The sequence below is a fragment of the Sphingomonas aliaeris genome, assembly GCF_016743815.1.
Lineage (GTDB): Bacteria > Pseudomonadota > Alphaproteobacteria > Sphingomonadales > Sphingomonadaceae > Sphingomonas > Sphingomonas aliaeris.
In genome coordinates, this window is the sequence record NZ_CP061035.1 from 3,099,941 (window position 1) to 3,123,868 (window position 23,928).

Sequence of the window (23,928 nt, forward strand, 5' to 3'; positions counted from 1 at the left end):
CCGGACACTCATGCCGCGCGCTCGGCTGCGTCGGGGTGATGGACAGGTAGCGCGATCCCGCGCGTCTCGGCCAGCCATCGCGCCAGTGCCGCGACCCCCGCCCGCCAGTCCCGGCGCGGCGGCAGTTCCAGCGCGGCCTGCGCGGCGCGCGCATCCGCGACGAAATAGCGCTGGTCCCCCGCGCGCCAGTCCCCCGATCGCAGGTCGACGTCGCGTTCAAGCAGCGTGCCGATATAGTCGATCAACCCGCGCAGGCTGACCGCATTGTCGGGCCCGCCGCCAAGGTTGAACGCGCGTCCGGAAACCCGATCGATCCGCCGCCACGCCGCGACATAAGCCGACACCGCGTCGCTCACGTCCAGTATGTCGCGCACCTGACGGCCGTCGCCGTACAACGTAATCGGCCGCCGTTCGAGCGCGCGGATCAGGAAATGCGCGACCCAGCCCTGATCCTCCGTCCCCATCTGGCGCCGGCCATAGATGCAACTCATCCGCAGCACTGCCGCCGGCACGCCGAAGCTGCGAGCATAATCCAGCACATACTGGTCCGCCGCGCCCTTCGAACAGCCATAGGGCGTATGGAAATCGAGCGGACGGGTCTCTCCGATGCCGTGTGCCCGGACTTCCGGATCGGTCGGGACATAGCCGTTCGAACCGCAGTCGAAATACAGGTCGGACAAGTCGCCATACACCTTGTTGGTCGACGCGAAGATCACCGGCGTCGCATTGCCGCGCCGACGCAGCGCCTCCAGCAGGTTCAGCGTGCCGAGGATATTGACCTCGAAATCCTCGCGCGGGTCGATCATGCTCGTCGTGACCGCGACCTGCGCGGCGAAATGGAACACCGCCTTCGCGTCGCATGCCGCCTCCGCCAGCAGGACGTCATCGCGAATATCGGCGACGACGGCCTCGATCCGGTCGCCATGCCGTTCGGTCAGCCAGTGCAGGTTCGCTTCCACGCCGTCCCGCGCCAGCGCGTCGTAGATGCGGACACGGCGCCCCTCGCCCGCCAGCCGGTCCGCAAGGTTCGACCCGATAAAGCCCGCGCCCCCGGTGATCAGGACCGGACGATCGTCCGTCGCCTGTGTCATGCGACCAGACCCCGCGCTTCCAGTTCGGCGCGCATCTGATCGACGCGATCGGTCGCGGTCTGCTCGGCGACCCATCCGGCGAGTTCGGCCAATCCTGCCCCGAAATCCTGCCTTGCGTGAAAGCCCAGCCGTTCGGCAGCCAGCGTCGTGTCGCAGAAGCAGTGCCGGATGTCGCCGATCCGCGCCTTGCCGACGATCTGCGGGGTCAGGTCGTTCTTGCCCATCGCCTGCGCCAGATCGGTCGCGATCTCGCGCACGGATCGATCGTGGCCAGATCCGATGTTGAACGTACCGCCCGCCGCCTGCGGCAACGTCAGCGCATCGGCAAAGGCGCGCGCCACGTCGCCGACATGCACGAAGTCCCGCCGCTGTTCGCCGTCTTCGAAGATCATCGGCTGCTGGCCGTTCAACAGCCGCGACGCGAAGATCGCCAGCACGCCCGTATAGGGGTTCGACAGCGCCTGACCCGGCCCATACACGTTGAACAGCCGCAGGCACACGCCCTCGATGCCGTATGGCGCGGACATGATGTGCGTCGTGCGTTCCTGCACATATTTGTTGAGCGCGTAGATCGACGCGAGATTGGGGCACTTCCATTCGGGCGTCGCGACGGGCGTCAGCGGTCGTCCCGCGGAGTCCACTGGTTCCCAGTTGGACAGTCCGTCCTTCAATCCCCGCCGCTCGGCATCCTCGATCAGCGTGCCGTCCGCGTCGCGGTACAGGCCTTCGCCATAGATCGACATGGACGACGCCGTGACGACGCGGCGCACCGGCTGATCGATCAGCGCCTCGAACAACACGGCGGTGCCGACATCGTTGGTCGATGTGTAGCGCTCCACTTCGTACATCGACTGGCCGACGCCGACCTCCGCCGCGAGATGCACGACGCTGTCGACGCCACGCAGCGCCCAGGCGACGGCAGTCTTGTCACGCACGTCGCCGCGGACCAGTTCCGCCTCGGGATCGAGCATCCTCGATCCATCGACCGTGCCGTGGACCTGGTCGATCAGGCTATCCAGCACCCGCACCCGGTGCCCCCGCCCCAATAACTCCCGCGCCACGGACCGGCCGATGAACCCGGCGCCGCCGGTGATCAGAATCGTCTCCGTCATATGCCGGACTTGATCTGGCTTGTTGACGTTCCCATCCGAATCGCGTTGCAACAGTTCATCGCCATCTTCCCGTAATCGGCGCCATGAAGCACCGGCCAAGCAAACACAGCATCATCTTCTTGGAAGTTACCGACAATCAACCACATCATTGACGTAGATCAGAGAATTTGCCGGCCACATAGCGTGTATAAAGATGATGCTTTCCGGCTCCCCGAAAAGCCATCGCAACGGTCGCGGAGAACTTGATCCTTGTCAGTGTCCATCTTGCTGATCCGCCATGCGCCGCATGGGCAACTTGGCGAGACGCTCTCGGGACGGACGCCGGGCGTGCTGCTGGGTGAAGTGGGCCTCGTTCTGGCCGATCGCCTCGCCGAGCGACTGTCCGGGCACGCGATCGACCGTGTGCAGGCCAGCCCGCTCGATCGCACGATGCAGACCGCCCGGCCGATCGCGCAGGCCTGCGGTTGCGCGGTCGAACCGGTCGAGGCGCTGAACGAAGTCGATTTCGGCGACTGGTCCGGCCACACCTTCGCCGAGCTGTCCCGCGATCCGCTCTGGTCGCGCTGGAACCACGTCCGCAGCCAGGTGACGCCGCCGGGCGGCGAGCCCATGGCCGACGCGCAGTCGCGGATCGTGTCGCACATGCAGGAGACGGCGCAAGCGAACGACGGCGCGACGATCGCGATGGTCACGCATTGCGACATGATCCGCGCGGCCGTCGCACGGGTTCTCGGCCTGTCGCTCGACAATCTCCTGCGGTTCGACGTCGATCCTGGGTCGATAACGCACGTCGTCATCGACGAGTCCGGCGCGAGACTGGCCGGATTGAACGAACGGCCCGCGCTATGACGCCACTCGAAAAGTCGGTCGCCGATCTGGCACCCTGGTTCCACAATATCGATCTCGGGCACGGTGTGCTGACTGCTCCGGACCACTTCCTCGGCGACTATCCCCGGCAGAAGTTCGCCCGTTTCTCGCACGCGCTTCCGACCGATCTGACGGGCAAGTCGGTGCTCGATATCGGTTGCAACGCCGGGTTCTACGCGATCGAGATGAAGCGCCGCGGTGCCGCACGCGTGGTCGGCATCGACACCGACGATCGCTATCTCGCCCAGGCGCGCCTCGCCAGCCGGACGCTCGGCTTCCCCGACATCGAATATCGCAACCTCTCCACCTACGACGTCGCTGCGCTCGGCGAGAAGTTCGACGTCACGATTTTCATGGGCGTCCTGTACCATCTCCGGCATCCCCTGCTCGCGCTGGACCTGATCCGGGAACATGTCGCCGGCGACCTGCTCCTGTTCCAGACCATGCAGCGCGGATCGGACGTGGTCGCCGACGTACCCGCCGATCACCCATTCCATATCGACGGGACGTACACGGTCTCGCCCATTTTCGACGATCCCGGCTATCCGCGACTGCACTTCATCGAACGTGAATATGCGCACGACTGGACCAACTGGTGGGCGCCGAACCGTGCCGGCAGCGAAGCGATGCTGCGCGCGGCCGGTTTCGAAATCGAGGCGCACCCGGAAGCCGAAGTCTATCTCTGCCGTGTCGCGCCGGTGCCCTACGGGCAGTTCGGCCCATCGGCAGTCTATCCGGCAAAGGAGCCGCCCCGATGATCGAAGCCGCCATGCTGTGGAACGAGCCCAACAACAAATCGCACTGGGATCCGGAGGTCGACCCCGAATGGACGACCTATGCCGATTGCGTGATCCGCGCCGGAAACGCCATCCGGTCGATCAATCCGCATCTCACGCGCGTTCTGGGCGGAATGTCGCCGATCGATCCGCAATGGGTTCTGCGCATGGCGGGGCATGGCGCACTCGACGCCGTGGATGTCGTCGCGGTCCACGGCTTCCCGCTCGACTGGAACCTGTGGCCGATCCACGCATGGCCGGACAAGATCGCGGAGATCGAGGCCGTGACCGACAAGCCCGTCTGGGTGACGGAGGTGGGTGTCGGATCGTTTGGCGCGGAGGAGGTTCAGGTCTTCGGGATCAGGCGCACCGCCGAACTGCTGATCGGGCGGGTGCCGCGCATCTTCTGGTACTCGCTGTACGATCTGCCGATGCACTGGGGCGCGGAAACCCGCCACCGCGAGGCAGAAGGGTCGAGCTACTATCGCCATTTCTACATGGGCCTGATCCGCGAGGACGGGACGCCGAAGCCCGCGCTCGAAGACTATGCGAAGGTCGCGGGCGAGATGGGGCTGATGCAGTGGTTCCATTTCGAGGATCCGCGGCTGGACGATGCGGTCGCGTGGATGAAGCGGCTGGGCACGCGAACGTTGCGCACGGGCCTTTCCTGGGCGGACAGTTTCCGGCCCGGCGCGATCGACTGGTTCGACCGGCAGATGGAAGCGCTGGCCGACTTCGACGTGACGCTGACCTTCTGCTTCACGCCGCAGCATCTGGGGGTCGCCCCCCACCATACCAGCGCGCCGCGCGACCCGCAGGCCTTTGCCGATTTCTGCGCCTGGATGGTCGAACGCTACGCCCCCGCCACACCGATCCGCCGGGTCGTCACCGCATGAAGACGATGCGCGCCGCGACCCTCGTCGCGCCCGGCACGATGCGGATCGACACCATTCCGGTGCCGGAACCGGCCGCCGGACAGGTTCGCATCCGGCTTGAGGGATGCGGCGTCTGCGCGTCGAACCTCGAACCATGGGCCGGTCAGGACTGGATGACCTATCCCGGCGATCCCGGCGGGCTCGGCCATGAAGGCTGGGGCGTCGTGGACGCGGTCGGGTCCGCCGTGACCGGCGTCTCGGTCGGCGACCGCGTGGCGGCCTTGTCGTTCCGCAGCTTCGCCGAATACGATCTCGCCGACGCCGACGCTGTGGTGACACTGCCCGTCCAACTTTACGACAAGCCGTTCCCGGGCGAGCCGCTGGGCTGCGCGATGAACATCTTTCGTCGTAGCGACATACAGGCGAGCCAGACGATCGCGATCGTCGGCATCGGCTTCCTCGGCGCGATCCTGACGCGGCTTGCCAGCGATGCCGGGGCACGGGTGATCGCGATCTCTCGTCGAGCCTCCTCGCTAGATCTCGCGCGGTCGTCGGGCGCGGCGGAGACGATCGCGATGGACGATCACTGGCGGATTATCGAACAGGTCAAATCCCTGACCGGCGGCGCGATGTGCGACCGCGTCATCGAAGCGGTCGGCAAGCAATGGCCGCTCGATCTGGCGAGTGAATTGGTGCGCGAAGGCGGCAAGCTGATCGTCGCCGGCTATCATCAGGATGGTCCGCGACAGGTCAACATGCAGATGTGGAACTGGAAAGGCATCGACGTCATCAACGCGCACGAGCGCGATCCGGCGGTCTGCTTGCGCGGATTGCGCGAAGCGATCGGCGCGGTGGCGGGCGGGCGGCTGGATACTGATCCGCTCTTCACCCACGCATACCCACTCGAACGGATCGCCGAGGCACTGGACGCCACGCGCGATAAACCGGGCGGGTTCGTCAAGGCATTGGTCACGTTCCGTTGAGGAAATCGAGACTCGGTTTTCTGGGTGTCGGGTGGATCGGGCGACACCGGATGGAGGCGATGCTGGCGACCGGATCGGTCGAGGCGGCGGTGTTGAGCGACCCGTCCCCAGACATGCTCGCAGCCGCGCGGGCGCTCGCGCCGGATGCGGCCGTCGTCGGTTCGCTCGACGCGATGTTGGCGCAGGATCTGGACGGTATCGTCATTGCCACGCCAAGCGGATTGCATGCCGAACAGTCCATCCGCGCGCTCGAAAATGGCGTCGCGGTGTTCTGCCAGAAGCCGCTCGGGCGGAACGCGGCCGAGGCTGCGCGCGTGGTCGCCGCCGCCCGTACCGCCGATCGGCTTCTGTCGGTCGATTTTTCATACCGCTTCACGATCGGAATGATCCGCATCGCCGAACTGGTTCGCACCGGTGCGCTGGGCGATGTCTATGCGGTCGATCTGACCTTCCACAATGCATACGGGCCGGACAAACCGTGGTTCTACGACCGCTCACAATCGGGCGGCGGGTGCGTGATGGATCTGGGCGTCCATCTTGTCGATCTGGCCTTGTGGGTCCTGGATTTCCCGGGTGCGACGGCGGACATCAGCGCCGCCCTTTTCGCGCAGGGCATGCCGCTGGTCACGCTCGACCGGACCGAGGATTATGCCGTCGCCAGCGTCACCCTCGAAACTGGCACGATCGTGCGGCTGGCGTGTTCGTGGCGGCTGAACGCCGGGGTCGATGCCCGGATCGAAGCTGCCTTCTACGGGACGAAAGGCGGCGCCGCGATGCGCAATGTGGGGGGATCGTTCTACGATTTCCGAACCGAACGCTTCACCGGCACCACGAGCGAAGTCCTGGCCGACGCACCCGACGATTGGGGCGGACGCGCGGCGGCGACCTGGGCACGCCGGCTGCATGCCGACCCGTGCTTCGACCCCGCCGCCGATCAATTGGTCATGGTGGCGACGATCCTCGATCGCATCTACGCAAGCGGATGATCCGGTGCTGGTGTATGGCGACCAGCAGCACACTGCGCCGACATCCAGGATACTGGGTCGGGTTCGGTCGGAAGCGGCCGGACTGGCGGTCGCCCCGCCGGGCATTCGCTGGCACCAAGGCTGCGTCGCCATGTTCGTCACCGTCGCCGGATTGATGCAAGGCGTTGCAGATGCCGAATTCACGATCGGCGGTTGGGACGATCTGTCGCCGCGCAATCGCGTCTCATGACCATGTTGCGGGCGATCGCCGATACGATCGACCGATCCTGGTCCAGCGGTTTCGCCACGCAAATTACGCCGGATCTCCCGGAGATCGATGCCTTGCTGCGCGACGTACCACCGGCCGTTACCATCCGTCGGTGCGAGGGATATGCGTTCTACGCACTCTATCCCGAACTGTATCTGGGGGCCGCCCGCGGCATTCCCGCCGGTGCGTGCGTGATCGGCCTGCGCAGCATAGGCACCGGACTGGCGGCGGCGGTTGCGTCCGCCAGCAACGCGGACTTTTGGTGTACGTTGAGACCGATCGGCCCGGCTTATGCGCGCCATGTCGCGGTGGGACCGGCGCTCGAGTCCGAACTCGTCGCGCGCCGCCACGGCACCTTCGTACTGGTGGATGAAGGGCCGGGGCGGTCGGGCAGTTCATTCGGCGGCGCGGCGGATTATCTCGAAGACCATGGTGTCGCGCGGGAACGAATACTCTTCCTGCCCAGTCATGCGGGCGACCTCGGCCCCGATGCGATCCAGTCGCACCGTCGGCGGTGGCAACGCGCGACGCGGCCGACATGCGCGATCGACGACATCTTCCTCGGCGCGGCCCCGACGGGGCTGGCGAATTGGTTCGGGGATGCGACCGGCGCGCCGATCGCTCCATTGCGTGACGTCTCCGGCGGCGAGTGGCGGACGGTCTCCCCCTGCCCCGACGCCCCGGTCGATCCCGGACGGGAACGGCGCAAATTCCTGCTGACCACCGCGTCCGGAACGTTCCTGCTGAAGTTCGCCGGACTGGACGCCATCGGGCGCGACGGCTTCGCGGTCGCCAGGCTTCTGTACGAAGCCGGTTTCACTCCTGAACCGGTTGCGATCCGGCACGGATTTCTCGCCGAACGCTGGATGGCGACCGACACCGCCCCCGACGTCGCGGCGATCTGGCCACGGGTCGCGCCCTATCTCGCGTTCAGAGCGGCCAGCTTTCCTGTCGTGGCGGGCGGCGCTTCGTTGCCGGACCTCGTCGCGATGGCCCGGTACAATATCCGGCAGGCGTTCGGATCGCTTGCGGATGAGCTATTCGTCGACTGGCCGGACGCGCGTGTCGCAGCCCTTGTGCCCCTCGTCCGCCCGGTATGGATCGACGGGCGGATGCAGCGCTGGGAGTGGATCCGTACCGCGTCCGGTGTGCTGAAGACCGACGCGATCGATCACGCGCACGGCCACGATCTGGTGGGGTGTCAGGATATCGCATGGGATGTCGCTGGCGCGATCGTGGAGCTGGACGCGACGCAGGATCAGGGCGCGGATCTCATTCGATCCGTTATGCCGGGGCGCGCCGGGGCTGCCGACCTGACGGCATTGATGATCGTGTGTTACCTCGGTTTCCAGATCGGCTGGTGGCATTTCGCCACCGACGCCGGAAGCGCGGAACGACGGCGCGCTTTCTATCGCGCGAGGATCGCCGCGCTAACGGCGATCTGACGCCCCGGCTATTTCTGCGTGATGAGCCGATCGACGTCCGGCCTGATCGCATCGGCCCAGATCTTGTAGCCTGCGGCGTTCGGATGCAGGTAATCCGGCATCACCTCGCCCGGCAGCGTGCCGTCCGGCTGAAGAAACCTTGCCCCGATATCCTGGTAGAAGACGGTTTTGCCATCGGCCAGACGCGCGATGAACGCGTTGGTGGCATTCACCGCCAGCCGCAGGGAATCATCGCTGCGATTGGCGCGGGGGAAGATTCCCAGCAAAAGGATCCTGCTTTTCGGCAGTTTGGCGCGGATCGCATCGACGAGGGCGGCGACGCCGTCCGCGGTTTCCTGCGGGCTCATCCGGTTGGCGTTGGCGAGATTGTTCGTGCCGATCAACAGCACGACAAGCTTCGGCGCGAGACCGTCGAGTTCGCCATGCTCGATCCGCCACAGGACATGCTGCGTCTCGTCCCCCGCAATGCCGATGTTGTAGGGGCGGTATTTGCCGAAATAGCCTTTGAAGATATCGCGTTGCGGGTCGTTCCGCCACCAATCGGTGATCGAGTCCCCGACAAACACCAGGTCGGTTCCGCCCGACCGGATCAGGCGATCCCGTTCACTCAGAAATTCACGATGTCTTTCACCATCCTTCTCCACCGGGACCCGCCCCCGAAGCTGCGTTTCCGATTGAAAAGCCTGGGAAAAGGAAGCTGGCCCGATCGCGCTGGCGATCACCGCCAGGGAAGCGAGTATGGCGTGCAGTCGTGTTCGCATCGCATCCCTCTCTACCGGGCCGTACCAGTCCCCGAGATCGCCAAATCCGACGCGATCGGGCGATCGAATAGCGGCAACCCGCGTGATGACCAGCGCACCTGCTGTATCCGGGGTGAGCGTTTCGCCGTGCACTTCATGCCTGCTGCCGGATTGGCGTGATATACGATCCAGGTCGTGCCGTCACGGGCGGTGAAGAAGCCGTTATGCCCGGGCGCATAGACGTTCCGATCGGGCGCCTTGGCGATGACGGGTCTCGGGCTTTTGGACCATATGGCGGGATCGAGCGGATCGCTTCCGGGCCGGGCGTGGAGCAGGCCGATGGCATAATCGTCCGACCAGCACGCACTGGCCGAATAGCTGAGGAACAGATCGCCCTTCGGCCCGACGAGAAATTCCGGCCCTTCGAGTATCTGCCGCCCGCCGCGGCGTTCCCAATCGAGATCGGGTCGGGCGATGATCGATTCCGGCCCCTTCAACGTCCAGGGATCGGACATCTCCGCGATGGCCAGCACGCTGTCGGGTCCGACATAGGGCGAATAGACGAAATAGCGTTTGCCGGCATGCGCGAAGGTGGTTCCGTCGATGCCGTTATGAGCTGTGTTCAAGCGTCCGCGATCGACCCAGACGCCTTCGGTGGGATCGGCCCTGCGGTTTTCCAGTACGAAGATTCCGCGATGCGCGTCATCGTCGTGCCCGCTTGCCGCCGCCGTATAGTAGATGTACCAGCTACCACCGATCCTGTGCAGTTCCGGCGCCCAGATGGATATGGAATTCGGCCCCGCGGCTGGCGGGGTCCAGACCGTCTTCTCGTCGGCATCCGCCAGACGAGCCAGGTCCTTCGTCTTGCGGATCGCCAGCCGATTGCCGAGCGTGTTCATGTAGAAATAGGTGTCGCCCTGCCTCACGATCCACGGATCGGGCCCCGAGGGCAACAAGGGGTTCCTTATCCTTCGTTCCGGTGCGCGGGCGTCGGCGCCTGTGCCCCAGCCGACCTGACCGATCACGCCCGAAAAGATCAGCGCTAGCGCGACCTTGATGGCTGCGCCGGCCGTCACCCCCGGCCCGTCAACCCGAGCGCCTCGACCGCGGCGGCGAAGGCGCGCGCGTTGCTCGCGACATGTTCGGCCGTGTCGCCGGCCCGGTACAGCGCGGATCCCAGGCCGAACCCGACCGCGCCGGCGGCAACCCAGGGCTGCATCGTGTCCGGCGCGACACCCCCGACCACCAGCTTCGGCACCGCCGACGGAAGCACCGCCGACAAGGCCTTGACGACCGCCGGGCTCATTGCTTCGGCCGGGAAGAATTTGAGCGCGTGGGCACCGGCCTGCAACGCGGCGAACGCCTCGGTGGCGGTGAAGCATCCAGGCAGCGAGGCCAGTCCGGCAGCGACCGACGCGGCGATGACGTCGGTGTTACAGTTGGGGGAAACGATCATGCGCCCGCCGGCCGCGGCGACAGCGGCCACGTTATCCGTGGTCAGGACGGTACCGGCGCCGACGACCGCCACGCCGTTCAGACGCTTGGCCAGCCGTTCGATCGACATCAGCGGATCGGGCGAATTCAGCGGAACCTCGATCAACGTGAAGCCGGCTTCGACCAGAACGTCACCGACCGCCTCGACCTCGTCGGGTTTGATCCCGCGAAGGATGGCGACGAGCGGGAACCGCGCGAAGGCGCGCCCAAAATCCTGTGGAATCGTCATAACAGGCTGTTCCAGATGGAGGTGATACCGCCAATAAAGGCAGCGTGGCTGTCGATCAGTCGTGCGTGCCCACCCGCCGCGTCGATCGCGGTCGCGTAGAGCGAGCCAAGCTGCGGATCGGCCAGAACGTATGCGTCGCGTCCAACTACATGCTGTGCGCGGACGTCCGTCCCGATCAGCAGTCCGCTTACATAAGATGCGACACCACTGTCGTCGGCGCGCAGTCCGGTGACGAAATCCGCGCGCACGTTGAAAAGCCGCGTGAGCAATGCTTCGTCCGTCGCGTCGTTCACGCCCCGGTCGAAATCTGCGCCCGGTCGTACGTCAGCCGTCATCTGCGACGCGAGCAGGCTGTGCTTCTGCATCAACGCGAAGAGTTCGCCGGTCATCGCAGTGGCGAAACCGGTGATCGCTCCATCATCCAGGGTCGCCCATTTGCAGTGCGTGCCCGGCTGGCACAGCAGGGCGCTCGGAGGCACGAGGCCTGCCGCGACCGCACCAAGCAATTGCACTTCCTCACCGCGCATGACGTCGGCATGGCCGCCCGCGCGTGTTGCCACACCCGGAACGATTGCGGTCCGTCCGGACTCGACCCAGACGATCCCCGCCGACAGGCTTTGAAGATCTGCCGGACAATCGACATAGGGAATTTCGACCCACCCGCGGTTGGACCCGACCATGCCGGCGCACAGGATCGGCAGGTCGCCCATCCGTTGCCGAATGCCCGCCACCTCAGCCGGAAACTCGCCCGACGGGACGGACAAGATGCCACGATCGTCACGCTCTGTCTGTTCGACCATACCGCTCGCAATCCGATACACGCGACGATTGGTGGTACCCCAATCGATCGCCAGAAACGTATCGGACGGAGCGGCGTCAGTCATGGAACGCTTCGGTCGTTTCGCGACGACCACGTAGGAAGGCGTCCGCGACCAGCCGGAGCGGATCGGTATCCACGTCGCTGCGCCCGCCGTGGATCAACGAGGCGAACCGCGCGTACAGGCCCGGATATTCGCGATCCTCGCTACGATCCGTACCGCTGGGAAGGGACAGGACTGCGCCGCCGTTCGACAGCTTCATCGTGCCGGCATCGGTTTCGACGATGATGTCCCAGCTTTGCGGACCGGTCTGCCGCCAGTCGAGGTCCATCGTAATTGGTGCACCCGCCGTATCGCGGAATTCGATGTCGGCGGCGATCGGCGCGGCGCGATTGGCGGGAATCGTCAGCGTTGCGGTCTTCAGGAAGAACGGGCGCGGCAGGATGTGAGTCGCGATCGACAGTGCGTTAATGCCCGGATCGAACACGCCGAGGCCGCCCGGTTCCCAGATCCAGGCCTGCCCCGGATGCCACACGCGGACATCCTCGCGCCAGACGATCGCGACGCGGTCGATCCGCCGCTCCGCAAGCCAGGCGCGCGCCGGTGCCACTCCGGCGGCAAAGCGCGAATGCCATGCGGCGAACAAAGTGACGCCGACTTTCCGCGCCTGATCGTCAAGCGCGGCGACCTCCGCCAGCGTCGCGCCGGGAGGCTTTTCGAGGAAGACATGTACGCCGCGTGAAAGTGCCTGCGCGGCAAGGTCGTAGCGAACCTGCGGCGGCGTGCAGAGTGCCACCGCATCGACCGCCGGACCTTCGGCCAACAGAGCGTCCAGGCTGCGGTGGTGCGCGATGCCCTCCACACCGGGATCGTGCGGGCTGACCGTTGCGGCCAGCCCGAACGCCTTGTTTCCGGCGATCGCGGGCAGATGCTGGTCGCGCGCGATCTTGCCCATGCCGACGACGGCGATGCGGATCGGGTCCATCAAAGCGACCGGACGGAAACCATGGCGGCGGCGGCGCGGGCGAGCGGATTGCGCAGCGGCAGAGTGAACGGCGCGGCCTCGATCTCGAACACGTCGCCGACCTCCGTCCTCACCCCGTCGGCAAACGACAACGTCGCCGTGCCGAAGAAGTGGATGTGAATATCACCCGGACGACGGAACAAGGCATATTTGAAATGATGCTGTTCGAGATTGGCGAGGCTGTGCGACATATTGTCCTCGCCCGACAGGAACGGCTTTTCCCACAGCGTCTCGCCGTTCCGGACGATACGGCTGCTCCCCTCGACATGCGCAGGCGGGGCACCGACTAGCAATTCGGGGCCAAGCGCCGCCTGCCGGAGCTTGGAATGCGCCAGCCATAGATAGTTATGCCGCTCGGTCACGTGATCGCTGAACTCGTTCGCAAGACACAGGCCCAGCCGGAACGGCGTCCCGTCCGGCCCGATCAGATAGATGCCGGCAAGCTCCGGCTCCTCCCCGCCATCCTGCGCGAAATCGGGCATGGTCAGCGCTTCGCCCGGCGCGACCAACTGCGACCCATCGCCCTTGTAGAACCATTCTGGCTGCTGGCCTGTCTCGCCCGATGCCGGCTTGCCGCCCTCTACGCCTTCCAGGAACATGCGCATGGAATCGGTCTGCGTCGCCGCCGCGCTGGCGTCGCGGTGCATTTTGTCGCGTCCCTCGGCCGATCCGAGATGCGTCAGCCCCGTGCCGGTCAACAACACGTGCGCGTCGTCTTCATGATCGATCGGCGAGATCAGGCGACCGGCGGCATGCTCCGCTACCAGATCGACCGGATTGCCCAGCCCGAGCGTATCGACCGCCTGCCGCAGCGTAGTGCCCTCGGCGATCGCCCGCATCGCGAGATCCCGGACGCTGGCCACGCCCTGTACGACGAAGGCGGCGTCATCGATCGCCGCGATCACCGATCGTTCGCCACTCGCCGCACGATACTGCAGCAGACGGAATGCCATCAAACCTCTCCCAGAAAATCGCCGTCATTGCGGCTGTATGTAAGCTTCAGCCGAGGTCGAGCGCCCCGTCGAGCAACCGCGGAACGCCGTCCCTGGCCGCATCGTCACGCAGTTCGGGCGGCAATACGGATTGCGCCAGGTTCTGGTAAGAAACGGGCCGCAGGAAACGGTCGATCGCAAGGCTGCCCACCGATGTCGTTCGGGCATCTGATGTCGCGGGATAGGGACCACCGTGGACCATCGCATGCGCAACTTCCACGCCGGTCGGCCAGCCATTCGCGAGAATGCGCCCAACCCGGCGTTCGAGCGCAGGCAGCAATTCGGTCGCCATTGCTTCGTCCTGCGAGTCCATGTGCAACGTTGCGGTCAGCTGTCCTTCCAGATCCTCGATCACGCGGCGCACTTCGTCCGTGTTGCGGCATTTCACGACGATCGAGGATGCACCGAACACCTCATGCCCGAGCGACTCATCGGATAGAAAAGCCTCTGCCGTGGTCGTGAACAAGGCTGCCTGCCCGCAGGTCGTTCCCGCGCCCAGCTTGCCGCGAGCGAGGAGTTCGACGCCGGGCTTGCCGGCCAGCGTCTCGACACCCTTGGAATAAGCCGCATGGATACCGGGAGTCAGCATCGTGCTGGCTTCCGCAGTAAGCAACGCTTCCGTCGCTGAAGTGATAAAGGCATCCAGCCCTTCCCCCTCGACCGCAAGCACGAGGCCGGGGTTGGTGCAGAACTGACCCGATCCCATCGTCAGCGAACCGACAAAGGCCGCGCCGAGCGCTGCGCCGCGCGATGCGAGTGCAGCCGGGAGCAGGAGAACCGGATTGATGCTCGACATTTCGGCATAGACCGGGATCGGAACCGGGCGTGCCTGTGCCAGCGCAAGGAGCGCAAGCCCGCCGCCACGCGATCCGGTAAAGCCGACCGCCGCGATCCGCGGATCCTTCACCAACGCGCTGCCGAGATCGTTACCCGGGCCGACAAGATGCGAGAATACGCCGGCGGGTAAACCGCAGGCGGCGATAGCGCGGCCGATCGCTTCGGCAACCAGCGCGCCCGTCTGCGGATGGGCCGGGTGTCCCTTGACGACCACTGGGCAGCCCGCCGCCAGTGCCGACGCGGTGTCGCCACCGGCAGTCGAGAAAGCGAGCGGGAAATTGGACGCGCCGAACACCGCTACCGGCCCCAGCGGAATCATGCGCAGGCGCAGGTCGGGGCGCGGCAACGGCTGGCGGTCGGGCATTGCGGGATCGATCCGCAGGCCGAGCCACGCGCCGCTGCGTACGACGCCGGCGAACAGCTTGAGCTGGCCGATCGTACGACCGCGTTCGCCCTCCAGGCGGGCGCGCGGCAAACCGCTTTCAAGAATCGCGGCGACGATCAGGTCATCGCCGATCGCCAGAATCTCTTCGGCAATCTTCTCAAGGAATTGCGCGCGCGTCTCGCGGTCGGTCGAGCGGTATGCGTCGAACGCTGCGTCCGCCGCAGCGCAGGCCGCATCGACGTCGGACAAGCCATGAACCGGGAACGGATCGCCGACAGGTTCGCCGGTGGCCGCTGCGACGGACCGGAATTCGGACGTGTCGGCGCGGTCGATCGTGGCAGTGTCATCGGTCATGTGGATCTCCTGATTACTCCGACATATTGTGCGAGGGCGCGAAACGCAATGATTTGTCGTTCCACTTGGCGGCGACCCTGTTAGGTGTTCCCCCCGGAGATCGATATGACCGACCAGATTGCCGACGACATTGGCGCCAAGAAAGCACGTACGCCGCGGGGCACCGGCCGCCGGCTGAACGGCGCGGTCGCCCACAAACTGGGTCTTGCCATTCTGTCAGGCGAATATGCGCCGGGGGACACGCTGTCTGGCGAGATCGCCTTTGCCGAGGAGTTGGAAGTCTCGCGCAGCGCCTACCGCGAGGCGGTGCAGGTGCTGATGGCCAAGGGATTGGTCGAAAGCCGTACGAAAACGGGAACACGGGTATTACCGCGCAGCCGCTGGAACCTGCTAGATCCCGAGGTGCTCGCCTGGGCATTCGCCGGGGAGCCGGATGTGGATTTCGTCCGCAACCTGTTCGAACTGCGCGCGATCGTCGAACCCGCCGCGGCAGGGCTCGCCGCCGAACGACGGGACAAGGCGGATCTCAAAGTGATGAAGGACGCTCTCGCAGCGATGCGGCGGCATACGCTGTCAACCGAAATCGGCCGCGCGGCCGACCGCGATTTCCACACTGCGATTCTGCAGGCGACGCGCAACGACGCCTTGCTGACTCTCAGCGCGAGCATCGGGGCAGCAGTCAACTGGACGACACAGTTCAAGCAGCGCGGCCGCACGCTGCCACGCAACCCGTTGCCGGATCACATGCGTGTCTACGACGCCATCGTGGCAGGCGATTCGGGTGCGGCGAGCGATGCGATGCGCGTGCTGGTCGATCTGGCGCTGGACGATACGCGTACCGCGATGGGCGTCCGTAGCTAGGGTTGCCTGGGATAGGCGCGCACCACTGCGTCATATTCCGCGCGCGAAATCGGTATCATCGATCCGTGCCTCGTACCGGCTGGCATTTCATAGCGGTTCCAGTCTGGCACGCCGGTATTACCCGACACTTGATACCACGGCCCCTTCAGCGTCGGTGCGGTCGACAGGCCGTAGCTCGTCCCGGCATATTGTTCGTAATATAGCAGCCAATCCTTCCCGTTCGGGGCGCGCACGATGGTCGGCGCTTCCCGAAAATTGGGACTGATCGGCGGACCCGGTAGCGGATACGGGCCGAGCAGTGTCTTCGCGCAACTAATGCGGATCGTCTTCCCCGTCGGCCAGTCGTATGAGGGGTAGCGCTCGTCCTTGATGACGACGCAATATCCCTTCTTGCCGTCCGGCTGAACGATCGTGTCGATCGTCGCCATATTCCAGGCGAACATCCGGCGCGGGGTCGCGGCGAACGTTCGGAGATCGGGCGATCGCACGTACAATGTCCTTTGGCTGGCCCAATAGCGTTCCGGGCCCTGCGCCGATCCGTCGAGATTGGGCGTGTGCCACGTCAGCAGGAACTGGCGCGACGGCGTGTCGTAGAACAGCTTGGGTGCGCCAATCCGCTGCAAGGCATGCGGATGCCCGGGGATGTCGCGTAAATCGGGTCGATACGTGCCGAAGATCGTCCAGCGGACGAGATCGTCCGAAACCCAGAACCGGATCAGCGGATCGTCGTCGCCCTTGTTCCCGACGAGATAGTACCGGCCGTCACCGCCACGCGCTATGGAGGCGTGGCCGTGATAGTCCGCAGACACTGGCCGCCCGCCGTTCAGCCGCGTCCAGTGGAGTCCGTCGAGGCTGACCGAATAATACAGATCGCCATAATGCTCTTTCGTCATGTGCGCGAAGAGATAGGCGCGGGCCGGATCCACATAAGGCGTAACCGGCCCGCCTGGCGCTTGCGCCAACGACGGGCCGGAAATAGCGAACAGCGCCGCGACCGCGCCTTGCATCGGCCGTCGCACGATCAGCGCCGTTTGCGCGGTACCGCTACGATCGGGTCGGCGGGCGGCACGACACCCTTTGGCGCCGCGGCCAGACGGCGGATCAGATCCGTTTCCGCCTTGCGATACGGCGTGCCGTCGTTCCGGAACACCTCGTGGAACCAGATGGTCGGTTCGGCCATGACATAAGGCTTCTGCCAGCTATCCCAAGGCAGCCGCGTCTGCGTGCGACCGTCGACGAAGCCCCAGTTCATTGCGGCAACATTGTAGCGCTTGGCGATCGGCAGCGATCCGTCGAACGTCGATCCGTTCCCGCGCGCCATATATTCGGTGCAGAGGATCGGCCGTCCATATGGCAGCAATTGCTTGATCCGCCCTTCGAACGCCTCCGGCCAACCATAATCGTGGAAGCTGATGACATCGGACTGGCCGAGTTGAAGCTTTTCCATCGCCGTCAGCTTGCCACCGGTCGGTGTCCAGTCATCGTGCCACCACACCCCCGACGTGATCGGCTGGCTTGGGTCTGCGTCGCGGACCCAGTCGAACACCTGCGCCAGCATCGCGCGCACCAGCGGTTCCTTGCCTTCCTGGCCCTTATACTGGTCCGCACCGTTGTCCGGCTCGTTCCACGCGTCCCAACCGAGGATGCGGTCGTCGTTCGCGAACGCGCCGACGACGCCCTGCACATAGGCCTTGTACGCCGGATAGCGCGCGCGATCGCGCAGCCCCGGCAGCCCCGGTCCCTGAACCCAGCCCGAATTGTGCACGCCGGGGATCGGTGGATGCTGTGGTCCAAGCTTCGGATCGGGGTCCCAGCAACTGTCGAACAGGACGAACAGCGGCCTGATTCCGTGCCGCTGCGCGATCGTCAGGAATTCGCCGATCCGCCGTTTGAAACCCTCGGGATCCTGCTGCCAGAGCTGATCATGCAGGAATACGCGCATCGTGTTCATCCCGATGCTTTGCGCAAGGTTCAGTTCGTAGTCGATCCGCTTGGGATCCCAGGTCGCTTCCTGCCACATTTCGAGCTGGTTGATCGCGCTGGCGGGGGTGTAGTTCGCCCCGACCAGCCAAGGCTGCTTCGCATACCAAGTATTGGCTTGCGCCTCGGTCCAGCGCCCCCGCGCCTCGGCTGGGACGGCGACGAATGCGGCGGTGACCAGCAGCGCAGTTACGAAGTGCTTCATCTCGTCTCTCCGGTTCGGTCGGTCAGCGCGCGATCGTCAGCTTGTAAACCATCGTGTTGCGATACGTCTGGCCGGGATTGAGCCGCACCGACGGGAAGCTCGGCTGGTTGGGTGCGTCCGGAAACAGCTGCGGCTCCATTACGATCGCATCGCCCATGCGGTAGATCTGCCCCTTCTTGCCCGTGATCGTGCCGTTGAAGAAGTTGCCCGAATAGAATTGCAGCCCCGGCTGGTTCGACCACAATTCGTATCCGCGTCCGGATACCGGCTCGACCACGCGCGCCATCAAATGCTGCGTCGGCGTGACGGCATTGCCGATCACCCAATTGTGGTCATAGCCACGGCCGTACGCGATCTGCGGATCGCGTGCGTCGCGCACCCGGTCCCCGATCGCGCGGGGTGTGCGGAAGTCGAAGACGGTGCCAGCAACAGGCACATGCTTGCCGGTCGGGATCGCCGTCGCGTCGGTCGGCGTGTACCGCTCCGCCGGGATCATCACGATATGCCCCATCGCCCCGCGCGGCGATCCGACGCCGGCCAGGTTCCAGTAAGCGTGGTTGCTGATGTTCACGACGGTCGGCTTGTCGGTCGTCGCGCGGTAATCGATCGTCAGCTGATTCTTCTCGTCCAGCGAATAGGTCGCGTAGGTCGTGACCGTGCCGGGATAGCCCATGTCCCCGTCCGGGCTGACATAGCGCAGCGTGACCGAAGCGACAGGTCCGCTTTTCACCTCGGTGACCTCCCACAGGACCTTGTCGGATCCCTTCGTCCCGCCGTGCAGCGAATTGGGGCCGTCATTGGTAGGCGTAGTGTAGCTCTTGCCGTCGAGCGTAAAGCGACCCTTGGCGATGCGGTTGGCGACGCGGCCGACGGTCGCACCGAAGAATTCCGGCTTGGCGAGATAGCCGTCCAGCGTGTCGTAGCCGATCTGCACGTCCTCGACCTTGCCCGTCTTGTCCGGCATCATCAGCGCCTGAATCGACGCGCCGAGTGCGATGATCGTGGCGGAGACTCCGCGACCGTTGCTGAGCGTAACCGCAGGCACCTCCCGCCCGTCAGGCATTGTACCGAACGTCCTGCGCTTGGCATCCGCCGCCTGGGCGCCCGGCACCGTCGAGGCGATGGCGAGAGCGGCGAGCGCGGTGGCAGCAAGGCGGGTGCGGGTGTTCATGTCGTTCTTCTCCAAATGCTCGCGGTGCAGGCCAGCGACGTTCAGTCGGTCATCCGGACCGGCACGATGGTTCCGTCCTTAGCGTAGCGGATTCGATCGATCGCGACCTGCCGCTCGCCCTGATACGGTGCGCCACCGACCGGATTTTCCCAGCGATGATAGACGATAAGCCACGCTCCGGTCTTCGGATCGCGCACGAAGCTGTGATGCCCCGGGCCCTTGTGCCGTTGGTCGCTCGACAGGATTTCGCCGCGATAGCGCCACGGCCCCAGCGGCGAACGCCCCATTGCGTAGTGGACCGAATAGTCCGGTCCGTTGAAGCGTCCGTGGCTGTAGGAAAGATAATAGATGCCGTTGCTCTCGTGCATGAACGCACCCTCGGTAAATTTGGGCGGCTGCGCGACCTTCACCTCGCGCGCGATCCCGACCATGTCTGGCGTCAATTCGAACACGCGCAACGTCGATCCTGCGCTGCCGCCGGCATACATGTACGCCTTGCCAGACTTTCGATCGACGAACGTCATCGGGTCAATCGCCTCGAATCCGTTTCCGCCGGTCAGCAAAGGCCTTCCGCTGTCGATATACGGACCCTCCGGGCGGGACGCGACCGCGACCCCGATCCGGCTCGGTGTCGGGTTTTGCGGCCCGACGGAATAATAGAGATACCACTTACGGCCACGCGTCGCGACGCCCGGGGCCCACAGGAAATGCTCGCGCGCACCGTCGTCGCCGATCCACTTGATGCTGTCGCGGCGGATCAGTTCGCCGCGGCTTTTCCAGTGCTTGCGATCGGTCGACGAAAAAGCGCCGAACCGGTCTGCCGCCCAGCTTCCGCCGGGTCCGCCGGTCGGAAAAACCCACAGCTCGTTGCCGATATACACAGCGTGCGGGTCGGCGCCCTGAAACTGCGGATTGTCGGCGAGGGCGGCGGTGGCCGTCAGCGCGGCAAACGTCAGGCCGATCCCGGCGAGAAAGCGCTTCACTGGCCGTAATCCAGAATGAACACCGGCCCGATATCGATCGTCTGCTTCGCGCAAGCCAGATGGAACGCGGCATTGAGCCCGCCCGCCGGATAGGCACGGTCCGCCTTCCCGCTGATCTTATACATTTTCCATTCGGGCGTAATGTCGAAGGCTTGTTCGAAGATCGTCCGCACAACGGGCGTCGCCTCAAGCTGTACGCGGCACAGCTTTCCCGGCGAATTCGCCTCCGTGCGTTGCGCGCGCGCCCAGAAAGCGACGACAAGGCGGTCGCTTTCCTTGACCGGCTTCAATGTCGGCGTGACGATCCCGACCCGCCAGAAATCCTGCGCCGCGCTGCTGATCGGGATGCGCAGCGCCTTGCCGAATTGCACCGTCTTGTCGCTGCGCACCTCGGGCGGGATCGGCTGTCCATAAGGCCTTAGCGCCTCGGCACGCGGATCATTGACCAGCCGTTGCGCAAACACGGCCTCGGCCGATTGATCAGCTTGGGCCGCGACCGCGACGACGGGTGCGGCAATTGCCGCCACGCCCAGCAGAATACCATGCTTCATGCCACCCTCCCCGATTCAGAAGCGGAACCGTACACCGAGCGAATAGGCCCGTTCGAGATAGACAATTTGCCGCGAGAACTTGTCGCCCGTGTCATATTGACGAGAACGCTGAAGCGGATTGCCAAGCAGGTTGATGATGTCGAACGCCACCGTAATATTCGGCACCGGCGTGACCGAGGTCGAGAAGTCGAGCTGCCCGCGTCCCTTCTCGATCACTGGATGCGCGATCGGATCCAGCGGCTCCAAGCTGTAGTAATTCACGAACTTCGAACGGTAATTGTACGCCAGACGTGCCGAGAACATCGGCTTCTCGTACAAGGCGACAACGTTGTACGCCCATTTCGATACGCCAGGAAAAGCCTGTTGACGGTTATTCAGCGTCGCGGCGAAGTTCGGCTGTAGATCGCCCTTGGCATCGATGAACGTACCATTGGCCTGAATACCGAAGCCCTTCGCCCAATCGGGCAGACTGTCGATATCAAGGAAACTGGTGAAGGTGACCTCCGCACCCTGCAATCGGGTATTGCCGAGATTGACCGGCTGGAACGCGCGGAGACGGCCGAACTGCGGATCGGTATAATAGTTGTCGACCGTAGCAACGAAGCCTTGGGCGTCATGCCGGAAAATCGCGCCGGTGACCGAACCGGTACGCGAGAAATAGTATTCCAAGCTTGCGTCGTAATTGTTCGAGGTCAGAGGCTTCAGATTGGGGTTGCCGCCATTGGCCGGGGTGGACAGGCGACGGATGCAATCCTCGGTATTGGCGTTAGCCGCATCGCGACACGGATCCCCGGCGGGAAGCGCCGCAGGATCGACAGGTTGCCCAATCGACAGATTTGGACGCAAATCGAAGAAACTCGGCCGCGTGCGCGTTTGGGTGTAAGCTAGGCGCAACTGCAGCTTGTCGTTGAAAGCGATACGCGCACTGACGTTCGGCAGATAGTCCGTGTAATTATTATCACGCGTGATCGGCGTCAGCGCCCCGTTGGCGAAACCGAAGCTGCTGATATCAGTCTTGGTCTTGATCGCACGCAGGCCGGCCACACCGTCGATCACGACGTCGCCAAGATCAAATCCGTATTTCAACTGTGCGTAGGCCGAATAGGACTTCTCGTTAGCGCGGAAGTTATCGCCCGGATTGTAGGGCGGGCGTCCTTCGGGAACGAGGAAACGGGCACGCAGCGCGGGAAGATTGTCGCGGATGCTGTCGCGGGTAAGCGCAGCAAACGTCTTATTCGGTTGCAAATCGTTATAGGTGAAGCCCGGCAGGGTCGCCCGAACATCCGCTCCCGGCAGCGAGGACAGCAAAATCTGCTGATCCTCAAAGAAGATTGGAGGAGTCGTGGCAGTGCCGGGGACGGCGACGTTATTGTAAAGGTTGCCGAAATCGCGCGACGCCTTGCGATCGCTGTAACGCACGCCGACTTCGATCCGCTTCAGGAAGCCAAGGTCGAGATCGTATCGCAAATCGGTTCGGGCCTGCCAGTCCTGCCCGCTCACCACCAACAGTTCCTGATACAGTCCGCGGGCGACGAAGTTCGACGGATCGGCGATGTTGAAGTTGACGAACGTTTGGGTCGGACCGCCATCGCCGGGCGCGTCGAACACGACGTTGCGAACCGGTGACGAGCGCATCGCATAGTCCACGTTCACGAGATCCGCGGTGTACGTACTGTCGGTATACGCGACATCCGCTGAAATTTGCAGCCGATCGCGCTTCCAGATCGCGCCACCGCCCGCCTGATAAGTATCGGTCTTGCCGTTAAACGATCCGGTATAGCCATCAGGCCGGACCGCATTGGTCACCGTCGCGGACGCGATCTGATTGGTGCCGGGGATCGTTGTTACGTTGGAAAACTGAAGTCCGCCGAAGATCGGAATGAACATCCAGCGATTATAGTCTTTAGACCGGAAGCCTTGGTACAGACCGTCAGCGTAGATTTCGAGTTCCGGCGTCGGCTTCCACTGAAACGCCGCATTGGCCGAGGGGCGATAGCGCGCGCCATAGCCGAGGAAGTTTCCTTGTGCATCGGGGAAGCGCAGTCCGGCGGCACCAGGTGCGTTGTTCGCGTCGGTCGTACCGATCACAAGCGATTGCTCGCGGGTCGAATCCATGAAGTTGATGCCGACGTACGACGCGTTGAGTAGCAGGCCCATCTCGCCGATGCCGGTGTTCCAGCGGTTGCTGATCAGCACGTTGCCGTTCGGTACGATCTTCTCCGACTGTTGCGACAGCACGCCATTCAGCGATCCGGACAGTTCGAAACCGTTGAAATCGAACGGCTTGCGACCGCGCACGTTGATGGCGCCGGCGATACCACCCTCGATCTGCGGGGCGAGACCCGACTTGTACACTTCAAGCGCGGCGACCGTGCCGGCGGGGAAATCCTGGATCTGGACGTAGCGCCCTTCGGCGGTGAAGATCTGGCGACCGTTATAGGTCGTGGTCAGGTCAGGAAGGCCGCGAACGGTGACACCTGCCGACTCGCCGCCGCCACGTGTCACTGCGACACCCGCGACACGCTGCAGCGCGGAGGAGGCGAACGTATCGGGCAACTTGCCGATATCCTCAGCGACGACGGCATCGACGATCCCGTCGGACAGGCGCTTGATCGTCTGTGCAGACTGAAGACTACGGCGGAACCCCGTTACGACGATATCGCCGGATTCAGCGGGCGTTTCCTGCACGGAAGCATCGGGGGACGCTGGGCTTACGCTTTGATCGGATGGCGCGTCAGGCTTGGGCGCATCTTGCGCGTCGGTCGCAGGATTCGACTGCGCCGCGGCGGGCGATAGTCCGACAATCAGTGCCAGTGCCGCTACGGATGTACCAAGTACCGCCTTCGTAATCATACCTCTCCCCTTCGAATGCCGTCGGTATTCCGAGCGACAATTGGCGTGCTATGATTTTCGGGGCGCCGA

General features: G+C 64.4%; 23 protein-coding genes. 8 read left to right on the plus strand and 15 right to left on the minus strand.

The annotated features are described in order from the left end of the window. Positions 1–8: 8 nt before the first annotated feature. Complete coding sequence (locus tag H5J25_RS14660) at positions 9–1,091, minus strand: NAD-dependent epimerase/dehydratase family protein (RefSeq protein WP_202092205.1); 1,083 nt, start codon at positions 1,089–1,091, stop codon at positions 9–11. Then, the gene (locus H5J25_RS14665; RefSeq protein ID WP_202092212.1) at positions 1,088–2,203 is read right to left on the minus strand and encodes an NAD-dependent epimerase/dehydratase family protein; all 1,116 of its coding nucleotides are present in this window, start codon (positions 2,201–2,203) and stop codon (positions 1,088–1,090) included. Before H5J25_RS14665 ends, H5J25_RS14660 begins: the two co-directional genes overlap by 4 nt. A 255-nt stretch (positions 2,204–2,458) precedes the next feature. Here H5J25_RS14665 and H5J25_RS14670 point away from each other — a divergent pair, with 255 nt between their 5' ends. Genes H5J25_RS14670 through H5J25_RS14700 form a run of 7 tightly spaced genes read left to right on the plus strand, consistent with a single transcriptional unit; the run spans position 2,459 to position 8,382 of the window. Beyond that, the gene (locus H5J25_RS14670) at positions 2,459–3,052 is read left to right on the plus strand and encodes a histidine phosphatase family protein (RefSeq protein WP_225883536.1); all 594 of its coding nucleotides are present in this window, start codon (positions 2,459–2,461) and stop codon (positions 3,050–3,052) included. Further along, on the plus strand, positions 3,049–3,828 hold the full coding sequence (locus H5J25_RS14675) for a TIGR04290 family methyltransferase (RefSeq protein ID WP_202092216.1): 780 nt from the start codon (positions 3,049–3,051) through the stop codon (positions 3,826–3,828). The genes H5J25_RS14670 and H5J25_RS14675 overlap by 4 nt, the downstream gene beginning before the upstream one ends. Beyond that, positions 3,825–4,742 carry a glycoside hydrolase 5 family protein gene (locus H5J25_RS14680; protein ID WP_202092218.1) on the plus strand — a complete coding sequence of 306 codons (918 nt, stop codon included), beginning with the start codon at positions 3,825–3,827 and terminating at the stop codon, positions 4,740–4,742. Before H5J25_RS14675 ends, H5J25_RS14680 begins: the two co-directional genes overlap by 4 nt. Further along, complete coding sequence (locus tag H5J25_RS14685) at positions 4,739–5,704, plus strand: MDR/zinc-dependent alcohol dehydrogenase-like family protein (RefSeq protein WP_202092220.1); 966 nt, start codon at positions 4,739–4,741, stop codon at positions 5,702–5,704. The genes H5J25_RS14680 and H5J25_RS14685 overlap by 4 nt, the downstream gene beginning before the upstream one ends. Continuing rightward, positions 5,701–6,690, plus strand: coding sequence for a Gfo/Idh/MocA family protein (locus tag H5J25_RS14690; RefSeq protein ID WP_225883144.1), 990 nt, complete (start codon positions 5,701–5,703; stop codon positions 6,688–6,690). The genes H5J25_RS14685 and H5J25_RS14690 overlap by 4 nt, the downstream gene beginning before the upstream one ends. Positions 6,691–6,694: 4 nt before the next feature. Next, positions 6,695–6,919, plus strand: coding sequence for a hypothetical protein (locus H5J25_RS14695; RefSeq protein ID WP_202092225.1), 225 nt, complete (start codon positions 6,695–6,697; stop codon positions 6,917–6,919). Further along, positions 6,916–8,382, plus strand: coding sequence for a hypothetical protein (locus H5J25_RS14700; protein WP_202092227.1), 1,467 nt, complete (start codon positions 6,916–6,918; stop codon positions 8,380–8,382). Before H5J25_RS14695 ends, H5J25_RS14700 begins: the two co-directional genes overlap by 4 nt. Before the next feature lie 8 nt (positions 8,383–8,390). Here the strand turns inward: H5J25_RS14700 and H5J25_RS14705 are convergent, their stop codons facing one another. The 7 genes from H5J25_RS14705 to H5J25_RS14735 all read right to left on the minus strand — a co-directional run bounded on the left by H5J25_RS14705 (position 8,391) and on the right by H5J25_RS14735 (position 15,255). Further along, positions 8,391–8,948 carry a GDSL-type esterase/lipase family protein gene (locus tag H5J25_RS14705; protein ID WP_202092229.1) on the minus strand — a complete coding sequence of 186 codons (558 nt, stop codon included), beginning with the start codon at positions 8,946–8,948 and terminating at the stop codon, positions 8,391–8,393. Between the two features lie 206 nt (positions 8,949–9,154). Further along, on the minus strand, positions 9,155–10,147 hold the full coding sequence (locus H5J25_RS14710; RefSeq protein WP_404829619.1) for a glycoside hydrolase family 43 protein: 993 nt from the start codon (positions 10,145–10,147) through the stop codon (positions 9,155–9,157). Positions 10,148–10,194: 47 nt separating this feature from the next. Beyond that, entirely contained in the window at positions 10,195–10,845 is a 651-nt protein-coding gene (locus H5J25_RS14715; RefSeq protein ID WP_202092231.1) for a 2-dehydro-3-deoxy-6-phosphogalactonate aldolase, read from the minus strand. Continuing rightward, positions 10,842–11,729 (minus strand): 2-dehydro-3-deoxygalactonokinase, encoded by an 888-nt coding sequence (locus tag H5J25_RS14720; RefSeq protein ID WP_202092233.1) that lies wholly within the window; start codon positions 11,727–11,729, stop codon positions 10,842–10,844. The genes H5J25_RS14715 and H5J25_RS14720 overlap by 4 nt, the downstream gene beginning before the upstream one ends. Continuing rightward, the gene (locus H5J25_RS14725) at positions 11,722–12,648 is read right to left on the minus strand and encodes a Gfo/Idh/MocA family protein (protein WP_202092235.1); all 927 of its coding nucleotides are present in this window, start codon (positions 12,646–12,648) and stop codon (positions 11,722–11,724) included. Before H5J25_RS14725 ends, H5J25_RS14720 begins: the two co-directional genes overlap by 8 nt. After that, on the minus strand, positions 12,648–13,640 hold the full coding sequence (gene araD1, locus H5J25_RS14730; RefSeq protein ID WP_202092237.1) for an AraD1 family protein: 993 nt from the start codon (positions 13,638–13,640) through the stop codon (positions 12,648–12,650). Before araD1 ends, H5J25_RS14725 begins: the two co-directional genes overlap by 1 nt. Before the next feature lie 46 nt (positions 13,641–13,686). Further along, positions 13,687–15,255 carry an aldehyde dehydrogenase (NADP(+)) gene (locus H5J25_RS14735; RefSeq protein WP_202092239.1) on the minus strand — a complete coding sequence of 523 codons (1,569 nt, stop codon included), beginning with the start codon at positions 15,253–15,255 and terminating at the stop codon, positions 13,687–13,689. Positions 15,256–15,360: 105 nt separating this feature from the next. Between H5J25_RS14735 and H5J25_RS14740 the strand changes: the two genes are divergently transcribed. After that, a complete protein-coding gene (locus tag H5J25_RS14740) occupies positions 15,361–16,116 on the plus strand; it encodes a FadR/GntR family transcriptional regulator (RefSeq protein ID WP_202092240.1) in 756 nt (251 codons plus the stop codon). Here H5J25_RS14740 and H5J25_RS14745 read toward each other — a convergent pair. From H5J25_RS14745 to H5J25_RS14770, 6 genes are read right to left on the minus strand one after another with little or no spacing between them, the layout of a single operon-like run. Continuing rightward, complete coding sequence (locus H5J25_RS14745) at positions 16,113–17,135, minus strand: glycoside hydrolase family protein (RefSeq protein ID WP_225883146.1); 1,023 nt, start codon at positions 17,133–17,135, stop codon at positions 16,113–16,115. The two genes, H5J25_RS14740 and H5J25_RS14745, sit on opposite strands and share 4 nt — an antisense overlap. A gap of 2 nt (positions 17,136–17,137) precedes the next feature. Next, positions 17,138–18,301, minus strand: coding sequence for a cellulase family glycosylhydrolase (locus tag H5J25_RS14750; RefSeq protein ID WP_202092243.1), 1,164 nt, complete (start codon positions 18,299–18,301; stop codon positions 17,138–17,140). A 22-nt stretch (positions 18,302–18,323) separates the two neighbouring features. Beyond that, the gene (locus H5J25_RS14755; RefSeq protein ID WP_202092245.1) at positions 18,324–19,472 is read right to left on the minus strand and encodes an aldose epimerase family protein; all 1,149 of its coding nucleotides are present in this window, start codon (positions 19,470–19,472) and stop codon (positions 18,324–18,326) included. A 41-nt stretch (positions 19,473–19,513) separates the two neighbouring features. After that, positions 19,514–20,455 carry a family 43 glycosylhydrolase gene (locus H5J25_RS14760; protein ID WP_202092247.1) on the minus strand — a complete coding sequence of 314 codons (942 nt, stop codon included), beginning with the start codon at positions 20,453–20,455 and terminating at the stop codon, positions 19,514–19,516. Further along, the gene (locus H5J25_RS14765; RefSeq protein ID WP_202092249.1) at positions 20,452–21,006 is read right to left on the minus strand and encodes a hypothetical protein; all 555 of its coding nucleotides are present in this window, start codon (positions 21,004–21,006) and stop codon (positions 20,452–20,454) included. Before H5J25_RS14765 ends, H5J25_RS14760 begins: the two co-directional genes overlap by 4 nt. Before the next feature lie 15 nt (positions 21,007–21,021). Beyond that, complete coding sequence (locus tag H5J25_RS14770; RefSeq protein WP_202092251.1) at positions 21,022–23,859, minus strand: TonB-dependent receptor; 2,838 nt, start codon at positions 23,857–23,859, stop codon at positions 21,022–21,024. Positions 23,860–23,928: the final 69 nt, after the last annotated feature.